Annotated in this window: 21 protein-coding genes and 1 other RNA gene; 12 read left to right on the forward strand and 10 right to left on the reverse strand. The window is 59.3% G+C overall.

Going from position 1 to position 22,343, the window contains the following annotated elements; translation table 11 throughout:
- Window position 1: 1 nt before the first annotated feature.
- The gene (locus AGR2A_RS20750) at window positions 2-1,033 is read left to right on the forward strand and encodes a peptidoglycan -binding protein (protein ID WP_072493300.1); all 1,032 of its coding nucleotides are present in this window, start codon (window positions 2-4) and stop codon (window positions 1,031-1,033) included.
- 89 nt (window positions 1,034-1,122) lie between these two features.
- The gene (locus AGR2A_RS20755; protein ID WP_072493299.1) at window positions 1,123-2,769 is read left to right on the forward strand and encodes an FAD-binding dehydrogenase; all 1,647 of its coding nucleotides are present in this window, start codon (window positions 1,123-1,125) and stop codon (window positions 2,767-2,769) included.
- 1 nt (window position 2,770) lies between these two features.
- On the opposite strand, the gene AGR2A_RS20760 is transcribed toward AGR2A_RS20755, so the two are convergent.
- Complete coding sequence (locus tag AGR2A_RS20760) at window positions 2,771-4,570, reverse strand: ABC transporter transmembrane domain-containing protein (protein WP_080823446.1); 1,800 nt, start codon at window positions 4,568-4,570, stop codon at window positions 2,771-2,773.
- Window positions 4,571-4,830: 260 nt separating this feature from the next.
- Between AGR2A_RS20760 and rpmE the strand changes: the two genes are divergently transcribed.
- Window positions 4,831-5,052 (forward strand): 50S ribosomal protein L31, encoded by a 222-nt coding sequence (rpmE, locus tag AGR2A_RS20765; RefSeq protein WP_003497640.1) that lies wholly within the window; start codon window positions 4,831-4,833, stop codon window positions 5,050-5,052.
- 151 nt (window positions 5,053-5,203) lie between these two features.
- Here the strand turns inward: rpmE and rcdA are convergent, their stop codons facing one another.
- From rcdA to AGR2A_RS20780, 3 genes are all read right to left on the reverse strand, one after another.
- Complete coding sequence (gene rcdA, locus AGR2A_RS20770; RefSeq protein WP_003506184.1) at window positions 5,204-5,719, reverse strand: protease adaptor protein RcdA; 516 nt, start codon at window positions 5,717-5,719, stop codon at window positions 5,204-5,206.
- 401 nt (window positions 5,720-6,120) lie between these two features.
- Complete coding sequence (locus AGR2A_RS20775) at window positions 6,121-6,312, reverse strand: DUF1192 domain-containing protein (protein ID WP_004445779.1); 192 nt, start codon at window positions 6,310-6,312, stop codon at window positions 6,121-6,123.
- On the reverse strand, window positions 6,309-7,598 hold the full coding sequence (locus AGR2A_RS20780) for an MFS transporter (protein WP_072493298.1): 1,290 nt from the start codon (window positions 7,596-7,598) through the stop codon (window positions 6,309-6,311). The genes AGR2A_RS20775 and AGR2A_RS20780 overlap by 4 nt, the downstream gene beginning before the upstream one ends.
- A 137-nt stretch (window positions 7,599-7,735) precedes the next feature.
- On the opposite strand from AGR2A_RS20780, the gene AGR2A_RS29680 reads away from it, so the two are divergent.
- The gene (locus AGR2A_RS29680) at window positions 7,736-7,891 is read left to right on the forward strand and encodes a hypothetical protein (RefSeq protein ID WP_167378234.1); all 156 of its coding nucleotides are present in this window, start codon (window positions 7,736-7,738) and stop codon (window positions 7,889-7,891) included.
- Window positions 7,892-7,945: 54 nt separating this feature from the next.
- Here the strand turns inward: AGR2A_RS29680 and AGR2A_RS20785 are convergent, their stop codons facing one another.
- The 5 genes from AGR2A_RS20785 to tkt form a co-directional block, all read right to left on the reverse strand.
- On the reverse strand, window positions 7,946-8,971 hold the full coding sequence (locus AGR2A_RS20785) for a class I fructose-bisphosphate aldolase (RefSeq protein ID WP_004445772.1): 1,026 nt from the start codon (window positions 8,969-8,971) through the stop codon (window positions 7,946-7,948).
- Window positions 8,972-9,162: 191 nt separating this feature from the next.
- Window positions 9,163-10,365 (reverse strand): phosphoglycerate kinase, encoded by a 1,203-nt coding sequence (locus AGR2A_RS20790; RefSeq protein WP_072493297.1) that lies wholly within the window; start codon window positions 10,363-10,365, stop codon window positions 9,163-9,165.
- A 67-nt stretch (window positions 10,366-10,432) separates the two neighbouring features.
- Window positions 10,433-12,298 (reverse strand): potassium/proton antiporter, encoded by a 1,866-nt coding sequence (locus AGR2A_RS20795; protein ID WP_072493441.1) that lies wholly within the window; start codon window positions 12,296-12,298, stop codon window positions 10,433-10,435.
- 315 nt (window positions 12,299-12,613) lie between these two features.
- Window positions 12,614-13,624 carry a type I glyceraldehyde-3-phosphate dehydrogenase gene (gene gap / locus AGR2A_RS20800; RefSeq protein ID WP_004445768.1) on the reverse strand — a complete coding sequence of 337 codons (1,011 nt, stop codon included), beginning with the start codon at window positions 13,622-13,624 and terminating at the stop codon, window positions 12,614-12,616.
- A gap of 62 nt (window positions 13,625-13,686) precedes the next feature.
- Window positions 13,687-15,669: a transketolase gene (gene tkt / locus AGR2A_RS20805; protein WP_072493296.1), complete on the reverse strand. Its 1,983-nt coding sequence runs from the start codon at window positions 15,667-15,669 to the stop codon at window positions 13,687-13,689.
- A gap of 324 nt (window positions 15,670-15,993) precedes the next feature.
- Here tkt and AGR2A_RS20810 point away from each other — a divergent pair, with 324 nt between their 5' ends.
- The 7 genes from AGR2A_RS20810 (at window position 15,994) to AGR2A_RS20845 (ending at window position 20,849) form a co-directional block, all read left to right on the forward strand.
- Window positions 15,994-16,266 (forward strand): DUF4164 domain-containing protein, encoded by a 273-nt coding sequence (locus AGR2A_RS20810; protein ID WP_004445765.1) that lies wholly within the window; start codon window positions 15,994-15,996, stop codon window positions 16,264-16,266.
- Between the two features lie 10 nt (window positions 16,267-16,276).
- On the forward strand, window positions 16,277-16,654 hold the full coding sequence (locus tag AGR2A_RS20815) for a cell division protein ZapA (protein ID WP_004445763.1): 378 nt from the start codon (window positions 16,277-16,279) through the stop codon (window positions 16,652-16,654).
- Window positions 16,655-16,729: 75 nt separating this feature from the next.
- A non-coding RNA gene (gene ssrS / locus AGR2A_RS20820) (6S RNA) lies at window positions 16,730-16,888 on the forward strand.
- Window positions 16,889-17,117: 229 nt separating this feature from the next.
- Window positions 17,118-18,380 carry a hemolysin family protein gene (locus tag AGR2A_RS20830; protein ID WP_004445761.1) on the forward strand — a complete coding sequence of 421 codons (1,263 nt, stop codon included), beginning with the start codon at window positions 17,118-17,120 and terminating at the stop codon, window positions 18,378-18,380.
- The gene (locus AGR2A_RS20835) at window positions 18,380-18,997 is read left to right on the forward strand and encodes a 5-formyltetrahydrofolate cyclo-ligase (RefSeq protein WP_072493295.1); all 618 of its coding nucleotides are present in this window, start codon (window positions 18,380-18,382) and stop codon (window positions 18,995-18,997) included. The genes AGR2A_RS20830 and AGR2A_RS20835 overlap by 1 nt, the downstream gene beginning before the upstream one ends.
- A gap of 72 nt (window positions 18,998-19,069) precedes the next feature.
- A complete protein-coding gene (locus AGR2A_RS20840; RefSeq protein ID WP_004445757.1) occupies window positions 19,070-19,894 on the forward strand; it encodes a TIGR00282 family metallophosphoesterase in 825 nt (274 codons plus the stop codon).
- A gap of 112 nt (window positions 19,895-20,006) precedes the next feature.
- A complete protein-coding gene (locus AGR2A_RS20845) occupies window positions 20,007-20,849 on the forward strand; it encodes an MBL fold metallo-hydrolase (RefSeq protein ID WP_072493294.1) in 843 nt (280 codons plus the stop codon).
- A 37-nt stretch (window positions 20,850-20,886) separates the two neighbouring features.
- Here AGR2A_RS20845 and AGR2A_RS20850 read toward each other — a convergent pair whose 3' ends face one another.
- The gene (locus AGR2A_RS20850) at window positions 20,887-21,390 is read right to left on the reverse strand and encodes a pyridoxamine 5'-phosphate oxidase family protein (RefSeq protein ID WP_004445753.1); all 504 of its coding nucleotides are present in this window, start codon (window positions 21,388-21,390) and stop codon (window positions 20,887-20,889) included.
- A 198-nt stretch (window positions 21,391-21,588) separates the two neighbouring features.
- On the opposite strand from AGR2A_RS20850, the gene AGR2A_RS20855 reads away from it, so the two are divergent.
- Window positions 21,589-22,335 carry a YebC/PmpR family DNA-binding transcriptional regulator gene (locus AGR2A_RS20855; RefSeq protein ID WP_004445751.1) on the forward strand — a complete coding sequence of 249 codons (747 nt, stop codon included), beginning with the start codon at window positions 21,589-21,591 and terminating at the stop codon, window positions 22,333-22,335.
- Window positions 22,336-22,343 lie beyond the last annotated feature (8 nt).

Below are 22,343 nucleotides of genomic sequence, written 5' to 3' on the forward strand. Positions count from 1 at the left end.
CATGGCGCTTGCGCGCAACCGCCGCCGCGACAGGGGTGTGGATTATTGGCCGGGCTTCGTCGATGCGCTGTCGACGCTGCTGATGGCCATCATGTTTTTGCTGACGGTCTTCGTGCTCGCGCAATTCGTGCTGTCGCGTGAGATTACCGGCAAGGACGAGGTGCTGACGCGTCTCAACAGCCAGATTGCCGAATTGACCGAACTTCTGGCCATGGAAAAGGGCAACAAGCAGGATGTAGAGGACGCCTTGGCGAACCTGCAATCCACTCTTGCCGCGTCTGAGAATGAACGGTCGCGGCTGCAGGCACTGCTCGACGCCGGCTCGGGCAACAATGCCAGCGCCAACGCCCGTATCGGCAGTCTCACCGGTGAACTGGACGAGCAACGGCAGGCCAATTCCCGCGCCTCCGCGCAGATCGAGTTGCTCAACCAGCAGATTGCGGCACTGAGGGCGCAGATTGCCTCAGTCGAAGCCGCGCTGCAGGCCTCGGAAGCCAAGGATGCCTCTTCTCAGGTCAAGATCGCCGATCTCGGCCGCCGCCTCAATGTCGCGCTGGCGCAGCGGGTGCAGGAACTGAACCGCTATCGGTCCGACTTCTTCGGGCGGTTGCGCGAAATTCTGTCCGATCGTGAAAACATCCGCATCGTCGGCGACCGATTTGTCTTCCAATCCGAAGTGCTCTTCCCTTCCGGCGGCAATGAACTCAATCCGGAAGGGCAAGCGGAAATGGCGAAGCTCGCAACCGCGCTGCTTGATCTCGCAAAGGAAATCCCGGCGGAGATCAACTGGGTCCTGCGCGTCGATGGCCATACGGATAATGTCCAGCTGTCCGGCTCCGGCCGCTACCGCGACAATTGGGAACTCTCCTCGGCCCGTGCCACTTCGGTTGTGAAGTTCCTGATCTCCAAGGGCGTGCCGGCAAACCGTCTGGTCGCTGCCGGCTTTGGAGAATATCAGCCGATTGCAGAAGGTGACTCACCGGAGGCACGGCAGCAGAACCGCCGTATCGAACTCAAGCTGACCGAGCGCTGAAATCGCGGACCGCATCTGGGCGGTTGCCTTCCGGCGAAAGTAAACTTACGTTCGCGTAAAAGTAATTCCGTCATATCTGGGAGGGGCTGATGGAACGCTATGATGTGATCGTTGTCGGGGCGGGGCTTGCCGGGCTGGTTGCGGCAACGGAGGCTGCCGAGCGAGGTCTCAGCGTCTGCGTGGTTGATCAGGAGGGTGAGCGGAACCTGGGCGGACAGGCCTTCTGGTCGCTTGGCGGCCTGTTTTTCATCGATAGCCCAGAACAACGTCGGATGCGCGTGCGAGACAGTCTCGACCTTGCGAGGCAGGACTGGTTCGGTTCGGCCGGTTTTGATCGCCCGGAAGATCACTGGCCGCGTCGCTGGGCAGAGGCCTATCTCGATTTTGCTGCCAGTGAGAAGCGGAAATGGCTGTACCGCATGGGTATGCGCTGGTTTCCCGTTGTCGGCTGGGCCGAGCGTGGCGGCGGTTTGGCCGATGGCCATGGCAATTCTGTTCCACGCTTCCATGTCACCTGGGGCACAGGCCCCGGGGTGCTTGCTCCCTTTGTTAAAAAGGCAAAGCTTATCGCGGCAGATGGGCGACTATCCTTCCACTTCCGCCACCGGGTTGATCGGCTGGATATCGCTGATGGCGGGGTGACCGGCGTTTCAGGCGCGGTTCTTGCAAGCGATCCGGTGCAACGCGGAGAGGAGAGCAGCCGGGAAGAGCAGGGCGAATTCAGTATTTCCGCTGCTGCGGTCATTGTCAGTTCCGGCGGCATCGGCGGAAATCAGGAGCTGGTGCGGCGCAACTGGCCCGTGGAACGACTGGGCCAGCCGCCGCAAAACATGGTTTGCGGTGTGCCGGCGCATGTGGACGGCCGCATGATCGCCATCACCGAGGCGGCGGGTGGCGGGGTCATCAACCGTGACCGCATGTGGCATTACACCGAGGGTGTCAAAAACCACGACCCGATCTGGCCAGGTCACGGCATACGCATTCTGCCTGGTCCTTCGTCCTTCTGGTGCGATGCGAATGGTGACCGGCTTCATGCGCCGGCCATGCCTGGCTTTGATACGCTTGGCACACTGAAGATGCTGGGTGAACGTGGCAGCGGTTACAGTTGGTTCATTCTGACCAAAGCGATCATCAAGAAGGAGTTCGCGCTTTCAGGTTCGGAGCAGAATCCTGATCTGACGGGCAAGAATATGCGCCTGTTGCTGAAAAGGTTGGGAAAGGAGCCGCCTGGACCCGTGCGGGCTTTCATGGAACGGGGCGAGGATTTCGCCGTTCGTGATACGCTGGAAGAATTGGTGCCTGCGATGAACGCCATCGCCGGAAATGATCGTCTGGACACTAACCACATCCGCCGGCAGATCGAAGCGCGCGACCGTGAGATTGAAAACGGCTTTAGCAAGGATACGCAGGTAACGGCGATCCACGGTGCGCGCCGTTACCTCGGTGACCGGCTGATGCGAACGGCGAAACCGCATCGCCTGCTCGATCCTGCCATGGGGCCTTTGATTGCCGTGCGTTTGCATGTGCTGACGCGCAAGACCCTGGGTGGCCTGCACACCGACCTTGAGGCGAGGGTGCTGGACGCCGGCGGTGAGCCGGTGCCGGGGCTTTATGCCGCTGGCGAGGTGGCTGGTTTCGGCGGTGGCGGCATGCATGGATATAACGCGCTTGAAGGCACTTTCCTTGGAGGATGCCTGTTTTCCGGGCGCGTTGCGGGGCGCAGCGTGCTGACGTAACTCAGGCCTGTGCGCGCAGTTCTTCGGGCCCCGTCTGGAATTGCAGACGGGCGAGCCGGGCATAGAGACCGTTCTGGCGAATGAGACTCTGATGCGTGCCTTCCTCGATGATGCGGCCTTCATCCATCACCAGAATGCGGTCGGCTTTGAGAACGGTGGCAAGGCGGTGGGCGATGACAATGGTGGTGCGGCTGCTCATGAGCTCATCGAGAGCCTTCTGTACCAGTGTCTCGCTTTCCGCGTCGAGCGCCGAGGTGGCCTCGTCCAAAAGCAGGATAGGTGCGTTGCGCAGGATGGCGCGGGCAATGGCGATGCGCTGGCGCTGCCCGCCGGAAAGCGTCACGCCGCGCTCTCCCACCTGGGTGTCATATCCGTCGGTAAGGCGTTCGATGAAGCTGTCGGCCTGCGCGGCGATGGCGGCGGCGCGCACTTCTTCCCGTGTCGCGTCAGGCCGTCCAAAGGCGATATTGTCATGGATGGAGGAGGCGAATATCGCCACATCCTGCGGGACGATGGATAGACGCGCCCGCAGATCGGCGAGCTTGACGTCGCGGATATCAGCGCCGTCAATGGTGATACGGCCCTGCTGCGGATCGTAAAATCGCATCAGCAGCGAAAAGACCGTGCTCTTGCCCGCACCGGAGGGTCCGACGATGGCGACGGTTTCGCCGGCACTGACTTTGAAGGAGAGGCCGGAGACGATCGCCCGTCCTGCCGCGAGCGGGTAGACAAAATCGACATTCTCGAATGCGGCTTCGCCACGCGGTGGCTGGGGCAGAGTGACGGGCGCGACGGGATCGAGAACCGGCGAGCGCTCGTCCAGCAGTTCGGACAGCCGTTCCGCCGCGCCGCCGGCCTGCGCCAGTTCTCCCCAGACTTCCGAGAGCTGGCCAAGGCCGCTGGCCGCGATGACCGAATAAAGCACGAACTGACCGAGCGTTCCCGCGGTCATGCTACCGGACAGGACGCTTTGCGCCCCATACCAGAGAATGCCGACAACGCTGCCGAAGACGAGCGTGATGGCGACGGCGGTGAGGATGGAGCGTGCGCCGATGGCGGCGCGTGCGCCCTGATAGGCCGCTTCCACCGAAGCGCCATAACGGGCATTCGCCAGCGTCTCGGCATTGAAGGACTGTACGGTGCGGCTCGCCGCAATCGTCTCGGAAGCATAAGCGGCGGAGTTGGCCAATGTGTCTTGTGTCGTACGGGAGCGGGCGCGAACCGAGCGCCCGAAGGCAATCAGGGGAAAAACGATAAAGGGAATGGCCAGCAGCGCGAGTCCGGAAAGACCGGGGCTGGTATAGATCATCATCGCCACGGCGCCGCAGCACATGATGATGTTGCGCAACGCCACCGACGCAGATGAGCCGAATGCGGAGCGGATCTGCACCGTGTCGGCCGTCAGTCGCGAGGTGAGCTCGCCTGAGCGGTTGGCATCGAAGAATTGCTGTGACAGCGTGGTGAGATGGGCGAACACATCGCGGCGAAGATCGGCGACGACCCTCTCGCCGATCGTCATGACATAATAATAACGCATGGCGCTGGCGAGCGCGAGAACAACCGCAATGGCCAAAAGCATGGCGAAGTAGCTGTTGATCATACCGCCATCAGGCGTCTGAAAACCGTGATCGATGATGCGGCGAACGGCGAGCGGCAAGGCGAGAGTCGTGGCGGAAGACAGAACAAGTGCAAAAAGAGCCGCAGCCATCAAGCGACGATAACGCCTGAGATAAGGAAACAGGCCAAGGAGCGGTTTCAGGCTTCTCTGTTTCACCGCTTTATGCTGTTCGATGTCTGCCACGTCCTCTATGCTCCTCGTTCTTCGCCATTTTTCGGCCTTTTGCGGGCGAATTTCCGGTCTGCGGTAAAATTCCTGCCCGGCAGCCATCTCCTTTCACAAGGGGATAGCAGGCTCTTGTTATCTCGGCGACCTTCATGTATAGGCTCCGCATCGAATTGGGAAGCCATAGCCCATCTGGACTATGGCTTCATTTATTGAATTGGCTCAGTTGACGCAATTGCGGCAAATGGACCGCACGTCACTTAACCAGGAAGATTGTCATGAAGGCTGATATCCATCCCGATTATCACACGATCAAGGTGGTCATGACCGATGGCACCGAATACGAAACCCGCTCTACCTGGGGTTCGGAAGGCGCCGTCATGAACCTTGAAATCGACCCCAAGTCCCATCCGGCATGGACGGGCGGCAACCAGCAGCTTATGGACCGCGGTGGTCGCGTTTCCAAGTTCAACAAGCGTTTCGGCGGCCTCGGCCTCTGATTCCCTTGCGGACGGATGTTAAAAAAGCCCGGTTTTACCGGGCTTTTTTGTTGCGCTGTTTTGGCGACGTCATCTACGCGCATGACCGCTGAAACAAAAAAAGCAGGCCGGTGAGCCTGCTTTCAAATTGTCCACTCAATGTGGTGTTTTCTCAGTTGATCGAGAAAGCCGTGCGCAGAAGGTTGAGCTGCGCCTGAACGCTGTTCTCATTGTCCGGCACCTTCGCGGCTTCGGAGGGGCGATAGATTTCGCGGTCGAGCAGGGCGATACGGTTCTGGAGACGCAGCGAGCGCTCGATAAGATCGCGGAAGGACTCCGGCAGGTCGTTCCAGCCGGGCGCGTTGCGGTCGACGTTGAAGCTGTCGAGGCGAACCTTATTCTTCTCGCTCAAAACCTGATCGCGGGTCATTTCACCGTTGTTGACGGCGCGCTGGAGAAGCAGCCAGGAGGCCATCTGCATCAGGCGAGTCGTGAGGCGCATCGATTCCGCGGCATAAAGCACTGAGGCCATGCGCGGCAAAACTTTCGAGGCGGCCCGGCCGGCGCCGTCGAGATAGCTTGCAGTTTCCTCCACCAGGGTCATGCCTTCGGTATAGAGGGTCTTGAACTGGTTGGAAGCAGCCGCGCGCCCCGCAAAGCTTATGGTATTTAAAACCTGTTCCGACATTTCTTTAAATCCCTGCTCACGAACCACACTGTCAGGCAACGACGATCCGGATATTTTGTTCCGGCCTTTAGTGTTTTCAGGATGGTATCTTTACCTGAAATGCGCAAGGCAATTATTAAAGAAGGGTTAATACCCACAGTTTTACCGAAGCCGGCGGCGGCAAAAAAAGAGCCGCGAAAGCGGCTCTCAAGGTAAAACAGGGAGAAAAATCAGACCAATTCGCCGAATGGAGAAGATGCCTGAAATCCAGAAGAACTGGACATGTATAGTAATCTCTCAGAAAGCTTAATTTTTGGTTAATGGTAAACGAAAGACTGACCCAAAACCTCTTATTTTGCAACGTACGTTTAACCGATTCTGCCGTTAGGCACGTGCGGGCCGGGTTTATTGGTCACCGCGCATCAGGATCGGAAAAGATTCTCCGCCGCCTGTCTTCCCGCGGATTTCCGCTTTCTTTCCTCTTCGAGTCGGGTGATTTCGGCCTGGAGAAGCTCGATCCGGCTGTCCAGTTCGTCCACGGAGAGGAGGCTGAGATCGCTGCCAATCTGGTGTGCAGCGGGTTTTTGCGGGCGGTCGTCGTCAAAGAGGCTCATATGCCTGCTCCTTTTTCCACGTAGTCCCCATCCTCGCCAGGATATTGCGGCGCGCGCGGGTCAAGCGCAATACTCTCCGGTGTCACCAGCGGCGAAGGCGTCGTCGGCATCATCGTCGAGAAATTGTCCTTCTCGTCGGTTGAAAGCGCGGCGCGCCTGCGGCTTCTGATAATGGCATAGGCAGTAATCAAAATATGGGCGACGGCTGTGACCAGAAACAGCGCATAGGGCCCGGAATAGGTCATGACAGCGCCGCCGAGCGTCGGTCCGATAATGGTGCCGACGCCGTAAAGCAACAGCAACCCGCCTGAAACCTTGACGAAATCCTCGGACGCCGCAAAGTCGTTGGCGTGCGCCACGGCTATGGGATAGAGCGCATTGGCGGCTGCACCGTAAACGGCGATCATCGGAATTAGAACGTAGACGTGATGCGGCTGCACGGCTGCGACCGCAAGTCCCGCGACGGCGCCAAGCCCCGCGAGGCCGGCCAGCACGTAACGACGGTCTATCCTGTCCGAAAGGCGACCCGCCGGGAACTGCGCCAATGCGCCGACGAAAATCGTGACGGACACCATGATGGCGATCATGGTCGGATCCAGGCCTGCCCGGGCACCGAAGACGGCGCCGAGCGTGCCGTACGCACCGTTGGCGATGCCGATCATCAAAATGCCGACGAAGGAGACCGGGGAGTTGCGATAGAGCGCCGGCAAATCCAGTTTCACCTTCTGCAAAGGCTGTGGACTGGCCGCCTTTGAAAGCGTTGCCGGCAGAATGGCGATGCAATAAATGATGCCGCAGATCATGAACAGCGAAGTATTGCTGATATCTCCCATCGGCACGATCATCTGTCCTGCCACGACACCCAGAAGCGTGATGGCGATATAGAACGAAAAGATCATGCCGCGGCTTTCGTTCGTGGCGCGCTCGTTCAGCCAGCTTTCGATGATCATTGAGGTGCCGGCGGTGCAGAAGCCGGTAAGCGCACGCAGCGTAATCCACCAGACGTCATCAACGATGAGACCGGTCATGAGCACGGTCAGGCATACCAATGCGACGAAAGACGCAAAAGCCCGCACATGGCCGGCACGGCGCACGATGGCCGGCGCGACAAAACAACCGACAACGAAGCCCGCAGCCCAAGAGGTTCCGAGGAAACCGAGGATCTCGTTGGAGTAACCTTCTGCCGAGCCACGCACTGGCAGCACGAGGCCCTGAAGACCGTTGCCGAGAAAGAGAAACAGAGTGCTGGATAAAAGAGCGAATACGGGTAGAAGATTTCTGCTCATGACAACACTCTCATGCGTTCGGACGGACGGTCGGACAGGTCATACAACGGGAGTTACCCGAATGAGTTGCACTCTTCTGGTGAACGGTAAAAATGTCCAGCCTGTGACGATGCAGAAATAAAGAAAAGGCTCAATAAATGACGAAGGCGATCGGCCTTTTTTTACTGCTGGCCATGGCCGTCCAGATTATCCGGCCGCTCGGCCTGCCGGGGCTGAAGAAACGGGGCGATTGCTGGAAGATAGCGGTTACCGCCTTTGTCATCTGGTCGGTAACGCTGCTTCTGCGCCCATAAGAAAAAGCCGCCCCGGGAGGCGGCTTTCATTCACCAAAGCTCTGGAGCGAAGCCTCAGGCTGCCTTTTCGAGTTCCTGCTTCCAGTTGCCCTTGGCCGCCAGACTGTTCATGGCGGCGCGGTGCGTGAAGGCGCGCTGGCCGGCAGCGACATTCTCCTGCTTGCCGCCCCAGGTCTTGAGGGCCGTATCCTGAAGCGCGCGGCCGTAGGAGTAGGTGAGAGACCAGGGCAGGTCATAGCCGGAATTCATGGCGGAGAGATGCGCCGTTGCCTCTTCGGAGGACTGGCCGCCGGAAAGGAAGGCAATGCCCGGAACGGCGGAAGGTACGGTCGCCTTCAGGACCTTCACGGTCTTTTCCGCCACTTCCTCGACGGAAGCCTTGCGGGCCTTCTTGCCGTCGATGATCATGTTCGGCTTGAGGATCATGCCTTCGAGGTTCACGCGGGCGTCGAAGAGGTCCGCGAAGACGGTCTGCAGAACCCATTGCGTGACTTCCGCGCAGCGGTCGATGTCGTGCGTGCCCGGCTCGCCGTCCATCAGGACTTCAGGCTCAACGATCGGCACGATATCCGCCTGCTGGCAGAGAGCGGCATAACGGGCGAGCGACTGGGAGTTTGCCTTGATCGAACCCCAGCTCGGGCGCTGTTCACCGATGGTGATGACGCCACGCCACTTGGCGAAGCGCGCACCGGCTTCGTGGTACTTGCGCAGGCGCTCATAAAGACCGTCGAGGCCTTCGGTAATGAATTCATGCGGGTGGAAGGCCATCGGCTTGGCGCCGATATCCACCTTGATGCCCGGCAGGCTGCCAGCCGCCTTGATGATATCAACGAAAGGTGTGCCGTCGGCAGCCTTCTGGAACAGGGTCTCTTCATAGAGAATGACGCCGGAGATATATTTCTTCATGGCGTCGTCGGAACGGAACAGCATCTCGCGATAGTCGCGGCGGGCGGTCTCGGTGGACTCCAGATTGATGCTGTCGAAACGCTTTTTGATCGTTCCCGTGGATTCGTCGGCGGCGAGCAGGCCCTTGCCGTCGGCGACCATTTTGATTGCGATGTCTTCGAGACGTTCGGTCATTTGCTATTCTCCCAAGGCACAATAAATTTCCGATAACAGAAGTTCCAGGGCAGGGAAATGGCACGCTAACTCATTGAAACGATTGAAATGATTTCAATCGTTTGAAACTTTTCCTCCCGCGTGCACTTACCAAAAGACGAGGCCGGACAAGCATCGCTTGTCCGGCCTCGTGTCAGGCAAGTGAGATAAGTTTACTTGGCGGCGGTCAGGATGGCAACGCCCGGCAGTTCCTTGCCTTCCATCCATTCAAGGAAGGCGCCGCCGGCGGTCGAAACATAGGAGAAATCCTCGGAAACGCCGGCATGGTTGAGCGCGGCCACGGTGTCGCCGCCGCCTGCGACGGAGACGAGCTTGCCGGCCTTCGTGCATTCGGCGGCATGTTTTGCGGCAGCCACGGTGGCTGCATCGAAGGGTTCTATTTCGAAGGCGCCGAGCGGCCCGTTCCAGACCAGCGTTTCCGCGCGTGAAATCCAGGCCTTGATGCTTTCAACCGACTTCGGGCCGACATCGAGCACCATGGCGTCAGCGGGAATGGCATTGATGTCGACCGTTTCACTGGCCGCACCGGCCTTGAATTCGCGGGCAACGACCCCGTCTTCCGGCAGCACGATGGCACAGCCGGAAGTCGCGGCCTCGATCATGATCTGCTTTGCGGTTTCGGCCAGATCGTGCTCGCAGAGCGATTTTCCAACCTGGGCGCCACGGGCGGCGAGGAAGGTGTTGGCCATGCCGCCGCCGATGACGAGGGCATCGACCTTCTTCACGAGGTTCATCAGAAGATCGATTTTGCTTGAAACCTTCGCGCCGCCGACGATGGCGACGACGGGACGCACCGGCTGGCCGAGGCCCTTTTCCAGAGCCTCAAGCTCTGCCTGCATGGTGCGGCCGGCATAGGCGGGCAGGTGGCGGGCGAGGCCCTCGGTGGAGGCGTGGGCGCGATGCGCGGCGGAGAAGGCGTCATTGACATAGATATCGCCATTGGCCGCCAGAGCCTCGACGAAGGTGGGATCGTTCTTTTCTTCGCCCTTGTGGAAGCGCGTGTTTTCCAGAAGCAGGATGTCGCCGTCGTTCAGTTTCGCAACGGCCTTCGCCGCCGGCGCGCCGATGCAGTCGGACGCGAACGAGACGGCATGGTCCAGCACCTCCTCAACTGCTGGTACGATCTGGGAAAGCGACATGTCAGCCACGGGTTCGCCCTTCGGACGGCCAAAATGGGCAAGCAGAATAACCTTTGCGCCCTTCTTAGAAAGTTCCAGAATGGTCGGCGCGACCCGCTCGATACGGGTCTTGTCCGTAACTTTGCCATCCGCGACCGGCACGTTGAGATCAACGCGGACGAGAACGCGCTTTCCGGCAATGTCGTTGAGGTCATCGATGGTCTTGAAAGCGGGCATAGGTCGATCCTGATTTGTTGCGAGTTCGGCAGGGACCATACTATGCCTGATTGCCGACGCAAGCCGGTCAGGCTTCATTTTCTCTCACGGTGTTTGAAGGTGCGACCACGTCTTGTGCGGTAGCGGTGGAACGCGACTGACGCCGCTGCGCCAGATAGTCGCGCACCCGTTTGAAAATTTCCGAGAAGCTGATGAAGATCGGCAGGGTGGTAGCCGGTTCGACCGGCTCCAGCGAAATTCCGACACCAGCTATCGCCTCATGTTCGTCCAAAGTCCGCACGATCAGGACGATGGAGCCGAGGCGCACGCGGTCGGCATAATCGGCCCGTCCGGCAAGACGTGTCTCGATGAGTTCTGCGATGCTCATTGCCTGTTCTGCTGGCGCAAGCAGGCCGGGACCATAGGCGGCATCAAGCTCCTTCGCCGGCCGGGCGGGAGAGATCGCGAAGGTGCCGAAGAAATCGGCGTCGTCATCGGCGACGGGCAGGGCGCTCGCGAAGAGCCGGTCGATCAGGCGGGAATAACCGGGGGCGATGAAGAGATAGACAAGATCATTTTCACGCAGCCGCCCGGCATATTGGTAGCGAATCGATTTGCCGTCACGCACCACCAGCGAAGGCATCGCCCAGCGGGGAATGCGCTCGCCCTGCAGGATGGCGCTGCCCTTTGCCACGCGGTAGGAAATCAGTTCGTGATTGGCCGTGCCGGGAAGGTCAACCTCCAGCTTGTCCACCTCGCCCATGCGCGGCGGCACGATCAGCCCCAGCCTTGTTGCCACCGGTTTGATGGTCCAGCCCTGCACGAGGAGCGATACCAGCACGATGATGAAGGCGGCATTGAAATAGATCTGGGCGTCATCAAGTCCGCCGAGGATGGGCATGATGGCAAGCAGGATGGAGACGGCGCCGCGCAGGCCCACCCAGGCGACGAAAGAGGTTTCCTGTTGGGTGTAGTTAAACGGCATGAGGCTGAGCCAGACCGCGAGCGGACGGGCGACGAAGATCAGGAACAGCGCCAGCAGGATGGCTGGAATTGCGATTGCAGGAAACTGCGACGGCGTGGCAAGCAGGCCGAGCATCAGGAACATGATAATCTGTGCCAGCCACGTCAGCCCTTCGTGGAAGCGACGGATCGTTTCCTTGGCGAAGATCCTGCGATTGCCGGCGACAATGCCGGCGACATAGACCGCCAGAAAGCCGCTGCCGCCAATCGTGCCGGTGAAGGAAAACACGAGCAGCGCCAGCGCAAGCACAAAGATCGGCGCCAGCCCGCGATCGGCGGCAAAACGGTTGACCACGGCGGCGATCATGAGACCGCCCAGCACGCCGACGATCACACCGAGGCCCATTTCCTCAACAAAAAGCAGCAGAAAACCGCTGTCGATACCGGCCAGGCCCTGTCCTTTGGCGATGATCTCGACCAGGGCGACTGTGAGGAAGATGGCCATTGGATCGTTGGTGCCGGATTCGACCTCCAGCGTGGAGCGCACCTGATCGCGGATGTGGATGCCGCCGATGCGCAGCAGGAAAAACACCGCTGCCGCATCGGTGGAGGCGACGATGGCGCCGAGCAGCAGGCCCTCTAGCCAGGAGAGCCCGAGCAGGAGGGCGGCTGCGCCCGCGAAAAAGACGGATGTGAGAATAACGCCGACCGTGGCAAGCGCCGTTGCCGGTGCCGCGGAAAGCCGGAAAGACTGGATCGACGTGCCAAACCCGGAGTCGAACAGGATGACGGCAAGTACCAGCGAACCGAGCATATAGGCGAGAGGGTTGTTGGTGAATTCGATACCGAGTCCGTCCACACCCGCCGCAAGTCCAATCACAAGGAAAAGCAGCAGCAGCGGCGCGCCGAAGCGGTAGGCGATGAGGCTCGAGAAGGCGGCGACGAGGACAAGAACAGTTGCCACCAGCAACAACAGATAAAATGATTCCACGTCCACCGCCTCTTTCACGCCGCGCTGGCCACCGCAATGATTGCTCTGCACGTTCGCAGTCAATGCGCCACGGGTTGCGGTCTGTCAGCGCTCGGTCGGCGGCGTTGAAAGGTAACGCAAGGCGGGGTGTATCGAAAGATGCGGCAGGGCCGAAGTGCATTGCGCACGACCGTTATCCCTGAGTCCCTTGTCCGTTTCAAAATGGACCAGACAAAGGCAGGAAATTGAAAACATGGCGGCACTGTAGAGGAAAACCGGGAATAAAAAATCCGGCGGGATCGCTCCCGCCGGAATGCATCGACTGATGGGTATTCGTTAGATGGTCTTCGCGAAGGCGACAGCCGTATCCGACATGCGGTTGGAGAAGCCCCACTCGTTGTCGTACCAGGACAGGACGCGCACGAAGTTGCCTTCCATGACCTTGGTCTGGTCATTGGCGAAGATCGACGAGTGGCTGTCGTGGTTGAAATCGCGGGAAACCAGCGGCTCGTCGGTATAGCCGAGGATGCCCTTCAGCTGGCCGTCGGAAGCCGCCTTGATGGCTGCGTTGATTTCGGCAACCGTCGTGCTCTTCTTGGCCACGAACTTGAAGTCGACGACCGACACGTTCGGGGTCGGAACGCGGATCGACGTGCCGTCAAGCTTGCCCTTGAGGTGTGGCAGGACGAGGCCAACAGCCTTTGCGGCGCCTGTCGAGGTCGGGATCATGGACAGGGCTGCGGCGCGGGCGCGGTACAGATCCTTGTGCATGGTGTCCAGCGTCGGCTGGTCGCCGGTGTAGGAGTGGATCGTGGTCATGAAGCCATGATCGATGCCAACGGCGTCATCGAGAACCTTCACGACCGGCACGAGGCAGTTGGTGGTGCAGGATGCGTTGGAGATGACGAGGTGATCCTTCGTCAGCTGGTCATGGTTGACACCGAAGACGACGGTGAGGTCGGCGCCGTCAGCGGGAGCCGAAACGATGACGCGCTTGGCGCCGGCCGTCAGATGGGCAGCAGCCTTGTCGCGGGCCGTGAAGATGCCGGTGCACTCAAGCGCGATATCGACGCCCAGTTCCTTGTGCGGCAGCGTTGCCGGGTCGCGAACGGCCGTCACCTTGATCGGCTTGCCACCGCCAACGATGATGGTGTCGCCTTCGACCTTGACGTCGGCCGGGAACTTGCCGTGGATCGAATCGTAGCGCAGCAGGTGAGCGTTGGTTTCAACCGGGCCGAGGTCGTTGATGGCGACGACTTCGATATCGGTGCGGCCGGATTCGACGATGGCGCGCAAAACATTGCGGCCGATGCGGCCGAAGCCGTTAATGGCAACTTTTACAGTCATTTACAGTCTCCCGATCAAGAATGGGCTTGGTCTTTGCTGAATGGTGAGGGCTTGGGAAGCCCTTACGCAAGTTTTGCCTCGACTGCGGCGACGACAGCTTCTGCCGTGATACCGAAGTGCTTGAAGAGATCCTTCGCCGGCGCGGACGCTCCAAAGGAGTGCATGCCGACGAAAGCGCCATCGTTACCGATGAAATAATCCCAGCCCTGGCGGATGGCGGCTTCCACCGCGATCTTGACCGGAGCCTTGCCGATGATGGCGTTGCGATAGGTTTCCGGCTGTTCCTTGAAGAGTTCGAAGCAGGGAACGGAAACGACGCGGGCGGATACGCCCTTGTCCTTCAGCGTTGCGGCCGCTTTCAGAGCCACTTCGACCTCCGAACCGGAAGCGAAGATCGAAACCTTGGCGTCGCTGGCGGAAACGAGTTCGTAGGCGCCGTAAGCAGACAGGTTCTTCTCTTCATATTCCTTGCGCGAAGGTGCAAGGTTCTGGCGGGTTAGGGCCAGCGCAGACGGACGATGCTTCTGTTCCAGCGCCAGCTGCCAGCATTCCGCCGTCTCGGTCTCATCCGCCGGGCGGAAGACGAGCAGGTTCGGAATGGCGCGAAGGGCAGCGATCTGCTCCACCGGCTGGTGGGTCGGGCCGTCTTCACCAACGCCGATGGAATCATGCGTCAGAACGTGGACGACACGGATGCCCATGAGCGCGGCAAGACGGATCGACGGACGGCAGTAGTCCGAGAAGATCAGGAAGCCGCCCGCATAAGGAATGAGACCGCCATGCAGTGCGATGCCGTTCATGGCAGCAGCCATGCCGTGTTCGCGGATGCCGTAGTGCAGGTAACGGCCGGAGAAGTCCGTCGGCGTGATGGACTTCATCTGGCTGGTCTTGGTGTTGTTGGACGGCGTCAGGTCGGCAGAACCGCCGATCATTTCCGGCAGCACGCCGTTAATGACTTCGAGCGAGTCTTCCGAGGCCTTGCGGGTCGCAACGGTCGGGTTGTTCTCGATGATCTTCTTCTTGAAAGCATCGATCGAGCTATCGAAATTGCCCGTCAGGTCGCCGGCGAAGCGGCGCTTGAACTCGGCTTTCTTGCCGGCTTCAGCGGCTTCGAGGCGGGCTTCCCAGTCCTGACGCGTCTTGGTGGAGCGCAGACCGGCAAGACGCCATGAATCCAGCACGTCTTCCGGAATGACGAAAGCTTCGGCTTCCCAGTTCAGGCTCTTGCGGGCCGCAGCGATTTCTTCTGCGCCGAGCGGGTTGCCGTGAACCTTATGGGTGCCCTGCTTGTTGGGCGCGCCGAAACCGATGACGGTCTTGCAGGCGATGAAGGTCGGGCGGTCCGATTTCTGTGCGGCTTCGATGGCAGCGGCGATCGCATCCGGATCATGGCCGTCAACACGGATGGTGTTCCAGTGAACCGCCTGGAAACGGGCAATCTGATCGGTGCTGTCGGAGAGGCCAACTTCGCCGTCGATGGTGATGTTGTTGTCATCCCAGAAGAGAACGAGCTTGTTAAGCTTCAAATGGCCGGCAAGCGCGATGGCTTCGTGGCTGATGCCTTCCATGAGGCAGCCGTCGCCGCACAGTACATAAGTGAAGTGGCTCTGCAGGTCGGAGCCGAACTCCTCTTCCAGCTTGCGTTCGGCGATTGCCATGCCCACGGCGTTGGCGATGCCCTGGCCGAGCGGACCGGTGGTCGTTTCGATGCCGGTGGCGTGGCCATATTCAGGATGGCCGGCGGTCTTGGAACCGAATTGACGGAAACGCTTGATCTCGTCGATCGTCATGTCCTCGTAGCCCGTAAGATAGAGCAGCGAGTAAAGAAGCATCGAACCATGACCTGCCGACAGCACGAAACGGTCGCGATCCGGCCAGAGCGGCGCCTTGGGATCGAATTTCAGATAACGGGTGAAGAGAACGGTGGCGACATCAGCGGCGCCCATCGGCAGACCGGGATGGCCTGAATTGGCCTTCTCCACTGCATCCATGGCAAGAAAGCGGATCGCATTTGCCATCCGGTTGTGTTTGTCGCGAGAAATCATGGCTTTTCCGTCTGTTTCCGGGTGAAAGGAGATAGTTTTACGCAACTATCCAAAAAGCGGGTTGATCCATAGCAGGTGAGGCAGGCAAGTCAATAAATCGACGGGCAATTGCGGTTCTGCGGTCGATAAAAATCGTTTCGCAAAGCGGGGGCTGGAACGGATTTCGTGTCCCGCCCGGCCCGGTTTCTTCGTTCATCCACAGAGCAAAACGCCACAATGCACTGGTTTGATTGACGGGATGGTAAATCGGGTAATAACCTCGTTAGCGTTTAAATGGCCTGAAACCGGACGATTCGGCCGGTGGCGTGCGAGTTGGAAAAAACGATGTCGGCTGAGAAGACCTTACAATCTGCGCTGACGGAGCTGAATGCTGCCATCACAAATCTCGAAAATGCCATCGATATGCGTATCGAGCGGCAGAGAGAGACCGGCGAGATCGATAACGAGGTGAAGCGCGTCCATGTAGACCGCGCCAGACTGGCGCAGGAACTGGACCAGGCCGAGTTTCGCGCTAACCGTCTTGAAGAAGTCAATCGCGAGGTTTCGCGCCGGCTGGTGACGGCCATGGAGACGATCCGCGCGGTGCTGGATCGATAGGAGCGGTATCATGGCGCAAGTTACTGTTATGATCGACGGAAAGGCCTATCGCATGGCGTGCGAAGCAGGCCAGGAAGACCACCTGACCGACCTTGCCACCCGTTTCGACCGGTATGTGGGGCATCTAAAGAGCCAGTTCGGAGAAATCGGCGACCTGAGGCTAACTGTGATGGCCGGTATCATGGTGATGGACGAGCTTTCCGAGCTCAATCGCAAGATCGAGAAGCTGGAAGGTGAGGTCGCATCCCTCTCCCGCAATCGCGATGGCATGGCCGAGCACAAGGCGAAGTCGGATGAGATGGTGGCGCTTGCCATCGGCGATCTGGCCGACCGGCTGAACGGCATTACCGAAAAATTGCTGGACCGCCCAAAACCGGCGGCACACTGATCATCCGGAATCCGAAGCGATAAAATTTCGCTCTGCGCCTCTGGCGGTTTTTCCCGATCCGTCCTATATCTTGAATGCGTTCTGCGCTTCTCGACAGGAACCACAATCCCTGGGGCCATACTCGATCCAAAGGGAGCTGTCCCTGGCCAGTCCCGTGGGGCTGGACACACGGTGCCCACCTACTTTTGTAGGCACCCAGGATCGTAAATCTCCATCGGTCGCCGTGGAACGCGCTTGAAGTTTCGGGACAATTCCGATGCTTCCCTGTACCCTCGATATAGTCGACAGTCATTTTTCATAACTGCCGGGCACGGCTTTTTTATATTCCTGTCATTGCAATGGCGGAACAATTCCCTATTATCCGGATTGGTATGTCTGTCATGCCCTTTAAAAAGGGGCGCTGCGGCCAAAACCGCGACGTGCCGTTCAACAGCCCAAAGAGCTAAACTTGTTTACTGAAATTATGATCGTGGTCCTGCTCACCGTATTGAACGGTGTGCTTGCCATGTCCGAGCTTGCCGTTGTCTCCTCCAGACCGGCGAGGCTAAAGGTGCTTGCCACGCAAGGCAGCAAGGGCGCCACACAGGCGCTCAGCCTTTCCGAAAACCCCGGACGCTTTCTTTCTACAGTGCAGATCGGCATCACGCTGGTCGGCGTCCTCTCGGGCGCATTTTCCGGCGCCACGCTCGGTGCCCGCTTTACGGCGTGGCTTCTGGAGCAGGGTGTTCCTGACCGTGCGGCCGATGCAATTGGCGTCGGCTCGGTCGTCGTCGCCATTACTTACCTGTCACTGATCGTCGGCGAACTGGTGCCAAAGCAGATTGCGTTGCGCGACCCTGAAAAGATTGCCGCGCGTGTTGCGCCTACCATGATGCTACTGTCCAAGGTCGGCGCGCCGCTGGTGTGGCTGCTCGACCGGTCGGGTAAGGCCATTCTGGCGCTTCTCGGCCATAGTGGCGAATCCAACGCGTCGGTTACCGACGATGAAATTCGCACTGTCCTGGCCGAAGCCCATAGCGCCGGCGTGATCGAGACCGAAGAATCGGCGATGATCACCAGCGTCATGCGCCTTGCTGACCGCAACGCGCGCGGCCTGATGACGCCGCGTCGCGACGTGGAAGTGGTCGATATCGAAGACAGCGCCGAAGAAATCCGCGAGCAGCTTCGCGGGACGCAGCGTTCGCGTCTGCCGGTGCGCAACGGCGCGTCCGACGAAATTCTTGGCGTGCTTTTCGCCAAGGACGCCTTTGATGCGCTGGCCTCCGGCAAGGAGCTCAACATTCGTGAGCTTCTGCGCGAGGTGCCCGTCGTGTCCGACCTGACGAGCGCCGTTGACGTCATCCAGTCGCTGCGTCGCTCCACCGTGCACATGGTCCTCGTTTATGACGAGTACGGCCATTTCGAAGGTATCATCAGCTCCGGCGACGTGCTGGAGGCCATTACCGGTGCCTTTCAGGAAGATGACGACGAAGAGCCGGCCATGGTCGAGCGCGAGGACGGTTCGTTCCTCGTTGCCGGCTGGATGCCTGCCGATGAGTTCGCTTATCGCATGGGCTTCCAGATCAATGAGGACGCCGAGTTCGAGACCGTCGCCGGACTTGTCCTGGACGAGTTCCGTCGCCTGCCGGAACTGGGTGAACATGTAACCCGCAACGGCTGGCGTTTCGAGGTCATCGACCTTGATGGTCACCGCATCGACAAGGTTCTCGTGAGCCGGGCCGCCTGATGCCCGGTGACGTTGCCGAAAAAGCAAGGTTGCGCGGCGAACGGCTCGCCGCGCGAGATGCTCTGACACTGGCGGAACGGCACGAGAAGAGCCGGTTCATTACCGCCCACGGTGCCGGGGATATTCCCCTTGTGCCGGGGACCGTCATCTCCGGCTTCATGCCGATCCGCTCGGAGGCGGATACCCGTCCGCTGATGGAAGCGTTGCGGGCAAGGGGTGGACGTCTCGTCCTTCCCGTTGTGCTGGATCGTGAAACCATTGTCTTCAGGGCTTTCGAGAGGGATACGCCGCTGGTGAAGACCGGCTTCGGCACGACCGGTCCGGGTGAGGATGCGGAGCTTCTCGATCCCGATATACTGCTCGTACCTCTGTCCGTCTTCGACGGACACGGGCAACGGGTTGGTTATGGCGCAGGCCATTATGACCGCGCCATCGCGCGGTTGCACGCCAAGGGCAAGCAGCCCGTTCTCATCGGTGTCGCCTTTGACTGCCAGGAAGTGGCAGACATCCCCGCGGAACCGCACGATGTCTCGCTTCACGCCATTCTGACAGAAAGCGGTCTGCGCTGGTTTTCAGCCCCGTTGTCGATCTCCGATAGTGAGCAAAAGGCGCTTTAGCACTTTTTAAAAGATGGATTACCCGTTAGAGGGGACGAAATATCGAAACATGCGCAAGATCGGGGCGGGTGAATGAGGCTTCTTTTTCTCGGAGACATGGTTGGCAAGACCGGACGCACGGCTGTCTGGGAGCGATTGCCGGGGCTGATTTCCGATCTGAAGCTGGATTTCGTCATCGTCAACGGTGAGAACGCTGCTGGTGGTTTCGGTATCACCGAGGATATCTATCTCGAGACCATCAATGCCGGTGCCGATGTTGTCACCACCGGCAATCACGTCTGGGATCAGAAAGAGGCGGTTTCCTTCTGCGAGCGCCATGACCAGTTCCTGCGGCCCGCCAATTACCCCGAGGGTACGCCGGGCAAGGGCTCGGGCATTTTTTATGCACGCAACGGCGCACGCATATTGGTCGCCAACATCATGGGGCGGGTCTTCATGCATCCGGAGCTGGACGACCCCTTCAAGTCGGCGGAAAGCATTCTTGCTGCCTGCCCGCTGAAGGAGCAGGCGGATGCCATCATCTTCGATTTTCACGCCGAGGCGACCAGCGAGAAACAGTGCTTCGGACATTTCGTGGATGGCCGTGCAAGCTTCGTCGTCGGCACCCACACCCATGTTCCGACGGCTGACGCACAGATATTGAACGGCGGAACCGCCTACATGTCGGATGCGGGCATGTGCGGCGATTATGACAGTTCACTCGGAATGGACAAGGAAGAGCCGATCAACCGCTTTATCTCCAAGATGCCGAAGGGCCGCTTTGAGGCAGCGAGCGGGCCTGCCACGATCTGCGGTGTCGGGGTGGAGATTTCCGACCGGACTGGGCTTGCGGAAAAAATTGCGCCACTGCGCATCGGGCCACGACTTTCGGAAACGCTGCCTTCCTTCTGGGTTTGATCCCGCCGAAGCGTTCACAATGACGAGAGTGCTAGCCTTCAGTTGCTGATGTAACTGGACGCTCGGCAAAACCTGTCCCATCCTCTCAGCTTCGCAAGTTCAGGGGAGTGGCATGATGTTGCGCGTGCTAATGCTTGCAGTAACAGGACTGATCGCCTGTTCGGGAGCGGCCTTTTCCCAGTCGGCGAGCCGTCCTCCCGTCAGCCAGTGCCAGGCGATCGCCAGCGCCATTCCGGGCGTGATGTTCGCGCGCTTCGATGCGCGCAATGTTCAGTTGGCTCAGGCCACGGCGAAGGAAGAGGTGAAAATCAGCTTCATCGGCCACTCCACCTACCTGATCGAAAGTCCCGGCGGGGTAACGATTGCCACGGATTATAACGGCGTCTATCGCCCTCCCGTCATGCCGACGGTGGTGACCATGAACCGGGCGCATTCAACACATTTCACCCTCAATCCGGACCCGGCCATTCAATATGTGCTGCATGGCTGGAGCGATACGCCGGGAGAAAAAGCCGAGCACAAGGTGCTCGTGGGCGACGTTTACATCCGCAATGTCTCAACCGACATCCGCAACCGCTGGGGAGATTATGAGTCTTTTCAGGAAAACGGCAATTCCATCTTCATCTTCGAGGTTGCCGGGCTGTGTATTGGCCATCTCGGCCATCTGCATCATGAGTTGACGGACACGCATTATGCCGAGATCGGCCGCCTGGATGTGTTGATGGTGCCTGTCGATGGTGGTCTGACCATGGGGGCCGACAGCATGAGCAGGGTGGTCAAGCGCCTGCGCTCTGCGCTGATCCTGCCGATGCATCGCACCGGCCCGCCGCTGGAGCAGTTTCTGACCATGTTTGGCGAAAATTTCGCTATCGCCTATGCAAGCGATCCGGTCATCCGGGTCTCGATGAGAAACCTTCCTCGCCAGCCGCAGATACTGGTGCCGAAAGGCATGTAAATGGCGACGGGCGGGGAAAGGCTCGGGGAGCGGGTTCTCAGGCGAAGGTGAGGTGCTGGCGAACGCCGACGTCGGGCGTCTTGTCATCCGACATGTTTGCCTTGGCGATTTCCCAGCCGAATTTCAGCGTACTGTCCGTCGAAGCCCAGATATCGGCATCATCGACATGCAACGCCAGCATGGTCAGTTGCGGATCGCTCTTGCCGTGCTCGTACCAGGCGGCGGTGACTGAATTCCAGTATTCGTCGATCTTTGATTTGTCATCGCGCGCTTCGAGTACGCCCGAAAGGCAGGCGTGATAATCATGATCCTTCCCCACAAGGCAGAAATGCGCACGGGATCCGGATTTGAGCGATTTTACCAGATCCGTGTCTTTTTTGGAAAAAAACCAGATCGTGTTGGTCTTGGGGTCAGCGTGGGGCGCCATAGGCTGCATGTGACTGTGCAGGCCCTCAAGGCCGAGCATGCCGGCATGGACGGAATTGATCTCGTCCCAGAGCTGGCGGGCCGGGGCTTCTCTTGCTTCAGTCAGGCTGACCATATGTCTTCTCCTTCCGGTTTGGGGCTGCGGCGGAGTGGACAAGATGGCCTTCTCCGTCGCGTTCATGATCAGAACGAAGAGCGGATAAATCAGTTCCTTCTGTTGTTGCGGCAAGAGAAAGCGCCTGCGGGCTTGAACGATGAGCCTATCGCACTTATAAGGCCCGCAATCTCCAAATTACGATAAATCAGGTTTTCCATGGCTGGTCATTCACAGTTCAAGAACATCATGCACCGCAAGGGCAAGCAGGACTCCGTGCGGTCCAAAATGTTTTCCAAGCTTGCGCGCGAAATCACCGTTGCGGCCAAGACGGGCATGCCCGACCCGAACATGAACCCGCGCCTGCGTCTGGCCATCCAGAACGCCAAGGCCCAGTCCATGCCGAAAGACAATATCGAACGTGCCATCAAGAAGGCTGCGGGTGCCGAAGGCGAGAACTATGATGAGGTCCGCTACGAAGGCTACGGCCCTGGCGGCGTCGCCGTCATCGTCGAGGCGCTTACCGACAACCGTAACCGCACTGCCTCCAATGTACGATCCATCTTCACCAAGGCTGGTGGTGCGCTGGGTGAAACCGGATCGGTCTCCTTCTCCTTCGACCGTGTCGGCGAGATTTCCTACAAGGCGGAAGTCGGCGATGCAGACAAGGTGATGGAAGCGGCCATCGAGGCCGGTGCGGACGATGTTGAATCTTCCGAAGACGGGCACATCATCATCTGCGGTTTCGAAGCGATGAACGAGGTGTCCAAGGCGCTGGAAGGCGTGCTGGGCGAAGCCGAAAGCGTCAAGGCCATCTGGAAGCCGCAGAACACGGTACCGGTAGATGAAGAAAAGGCACAGTCGCTGATGAAACTCATCGACAACCTCGAAGACGATGACGACGTGCAGAACGTCTATTCGAACTTCGAAGTGTCGGAAGAAATTCTCGCCAAGCTTTCCGCCTGACGTTTTCA

Source organism: Agrobacterium genomosp. 2 str. CFBP 5494 (assembly GCF_900013495.1).
GTDB classification, from domain to species: domain Bacteria; phylum Pseudomonadota; class Alphaproteobacteria; order Rhizobiales; family Rhizobiaceae; genus Agrobacterium; species Agrobacterium pusense.

Excerpts from the sequence above, each read along its gene's own strand:
- AGR2A_RS20750 (WP_072493300.1), top strand. The coding sequence starts at position 2 with ATGGCGCTTGCGCGCAACCGCCGCCGCGACAGGGGTGTGGATTATTGG.
- AGR2A_RS20755 (WP_072493299.1), top strand. The coding sequence starts at position 1,123 with ATGGAACGCTATGATGTGATCGTTGTCGGGGCGGGGCTTGCCGGGCTG.
- rpmE (WP_003497640.1), top strand. The coding sequence starts at position 4,831 with ATGAAGGCTGATATCCATCCCGATTATCACACGATCAAGGTGGTCATG.
- rcdA (WP_003506184.1), bottom strand. The coding sequence starts at position 5,719 with ATGTCGGAACAGGTTTTAAATACCATAAGCTTTGCGGGGCGCGCGGCT.
- AGR2A_RS20775 (WP_004445779.1), bottom strand. The coding sequence starts at position 6,312 with ATGAGCCTCTTTGACGACGACCGCCCGCAAAAACCCGCTGCACACCAG.
- AGR2A_RS20780 (WP_072493298.1), bottom strand. The coding sequence starts at position 7,598 with ATGAGCAGAAATCTTCTACCCGTATTCGCTCTTTTATCCAGCACTCTG.
- AGR2A_RS29680 (WP_167378234.1), top strand. The coding sequence starts at position 7,736 with ATGACGAAGGCGATCGGCCTTTTTTTACTGCTGGCCATGGCCGTCCAG.
- AGR2A_RS20785 (WP_004445772.1), bottom strand. The coding sequence starts at position 8,971 with ATGACCGAACGTCTCGAAGACATCGCAATCAAAATGGTCGCCGACGGC.
- AGR2A_RS20790 (WP_072493297.1), bottom strand. The coding sequence starts at position 10,365 with ATGCCCGCTTTCAAGACCATCGATGACCTCAACGACATTGCCGGAAAG.
- gap (WP_004445768.1), bottom strand. The coding sequence starts at position 13,624 with ATGACTGTAAAAGTTGCCATTAACGGCTTCGGCCGCATCGGCCGCAAT.
- tkt (WP_072493296.1), bottom strand. The coding sequence starts at position 15,669 with ATGATTTCTCGCGACAAACACAACCGGATGGCAAATGCGATCCGCTTT.
- AGR2A_RS20810 (WP_004445765.1), top strand. The coding sequence starts at position 15,994 with ATGTCGGCTGAGAAGACCTTACAATCTGCGCTGACGGAGCTGAATGCT.
- AGR2A_RS20815 (WP_004445763.1), top strand. The coding sequence starts at position 16,277 with ATGGCGCAAGTTACTGTTATGATCGACGGAAAGGCCTATCGCATGGCG.
- AGR2A_RS20830 (WP_004445761.1), top strand. The coding sequence starts at position 17,118 with ATGATCGTGGTCCTGCTCACCGTATTGAACGGTGTGCTTGCCATGTCC.
- AGR2A_RS20835 (WP_072493295.1), top strand. The coding sequence starts at position 18,380 with ATGCCCGGTGACGTTGCCGAAAAAGCAAGGTTGCGCGGCGAACGGCTC.
- AGR2A_RS20840 (WP_004445757.1), top strand. The coding sequence starts at position 19,070 with ATGAGGCTTCTTTTTCTCGGAGACATGGTTGGCAAGACCGGACGCACG.
- AGR2A_RS20845 (WP_072493294.1), top strand. The coding sequence starts at position 20,007 with ATGATGTTGCGCGTGCTAATGCTTGCAGTAACAGGACTGATCGCCTGT.
- AGR2A_RS20850 (WP_004445753.1), bottom strand. The coding sequence starts at position 21,390 with ATGGTCAGCCTGACTGAAGCAAGAGAAGCCCCGGCCCGCCAGCTCTGG.
- AGR2A_RS20855 (WP_004445751.1), top strand. The coding sequence starts at position 21,589 with ATGGCTGGTCATTCACAGTTCAAGAACATCATGCACCGCAAGGGCAAG.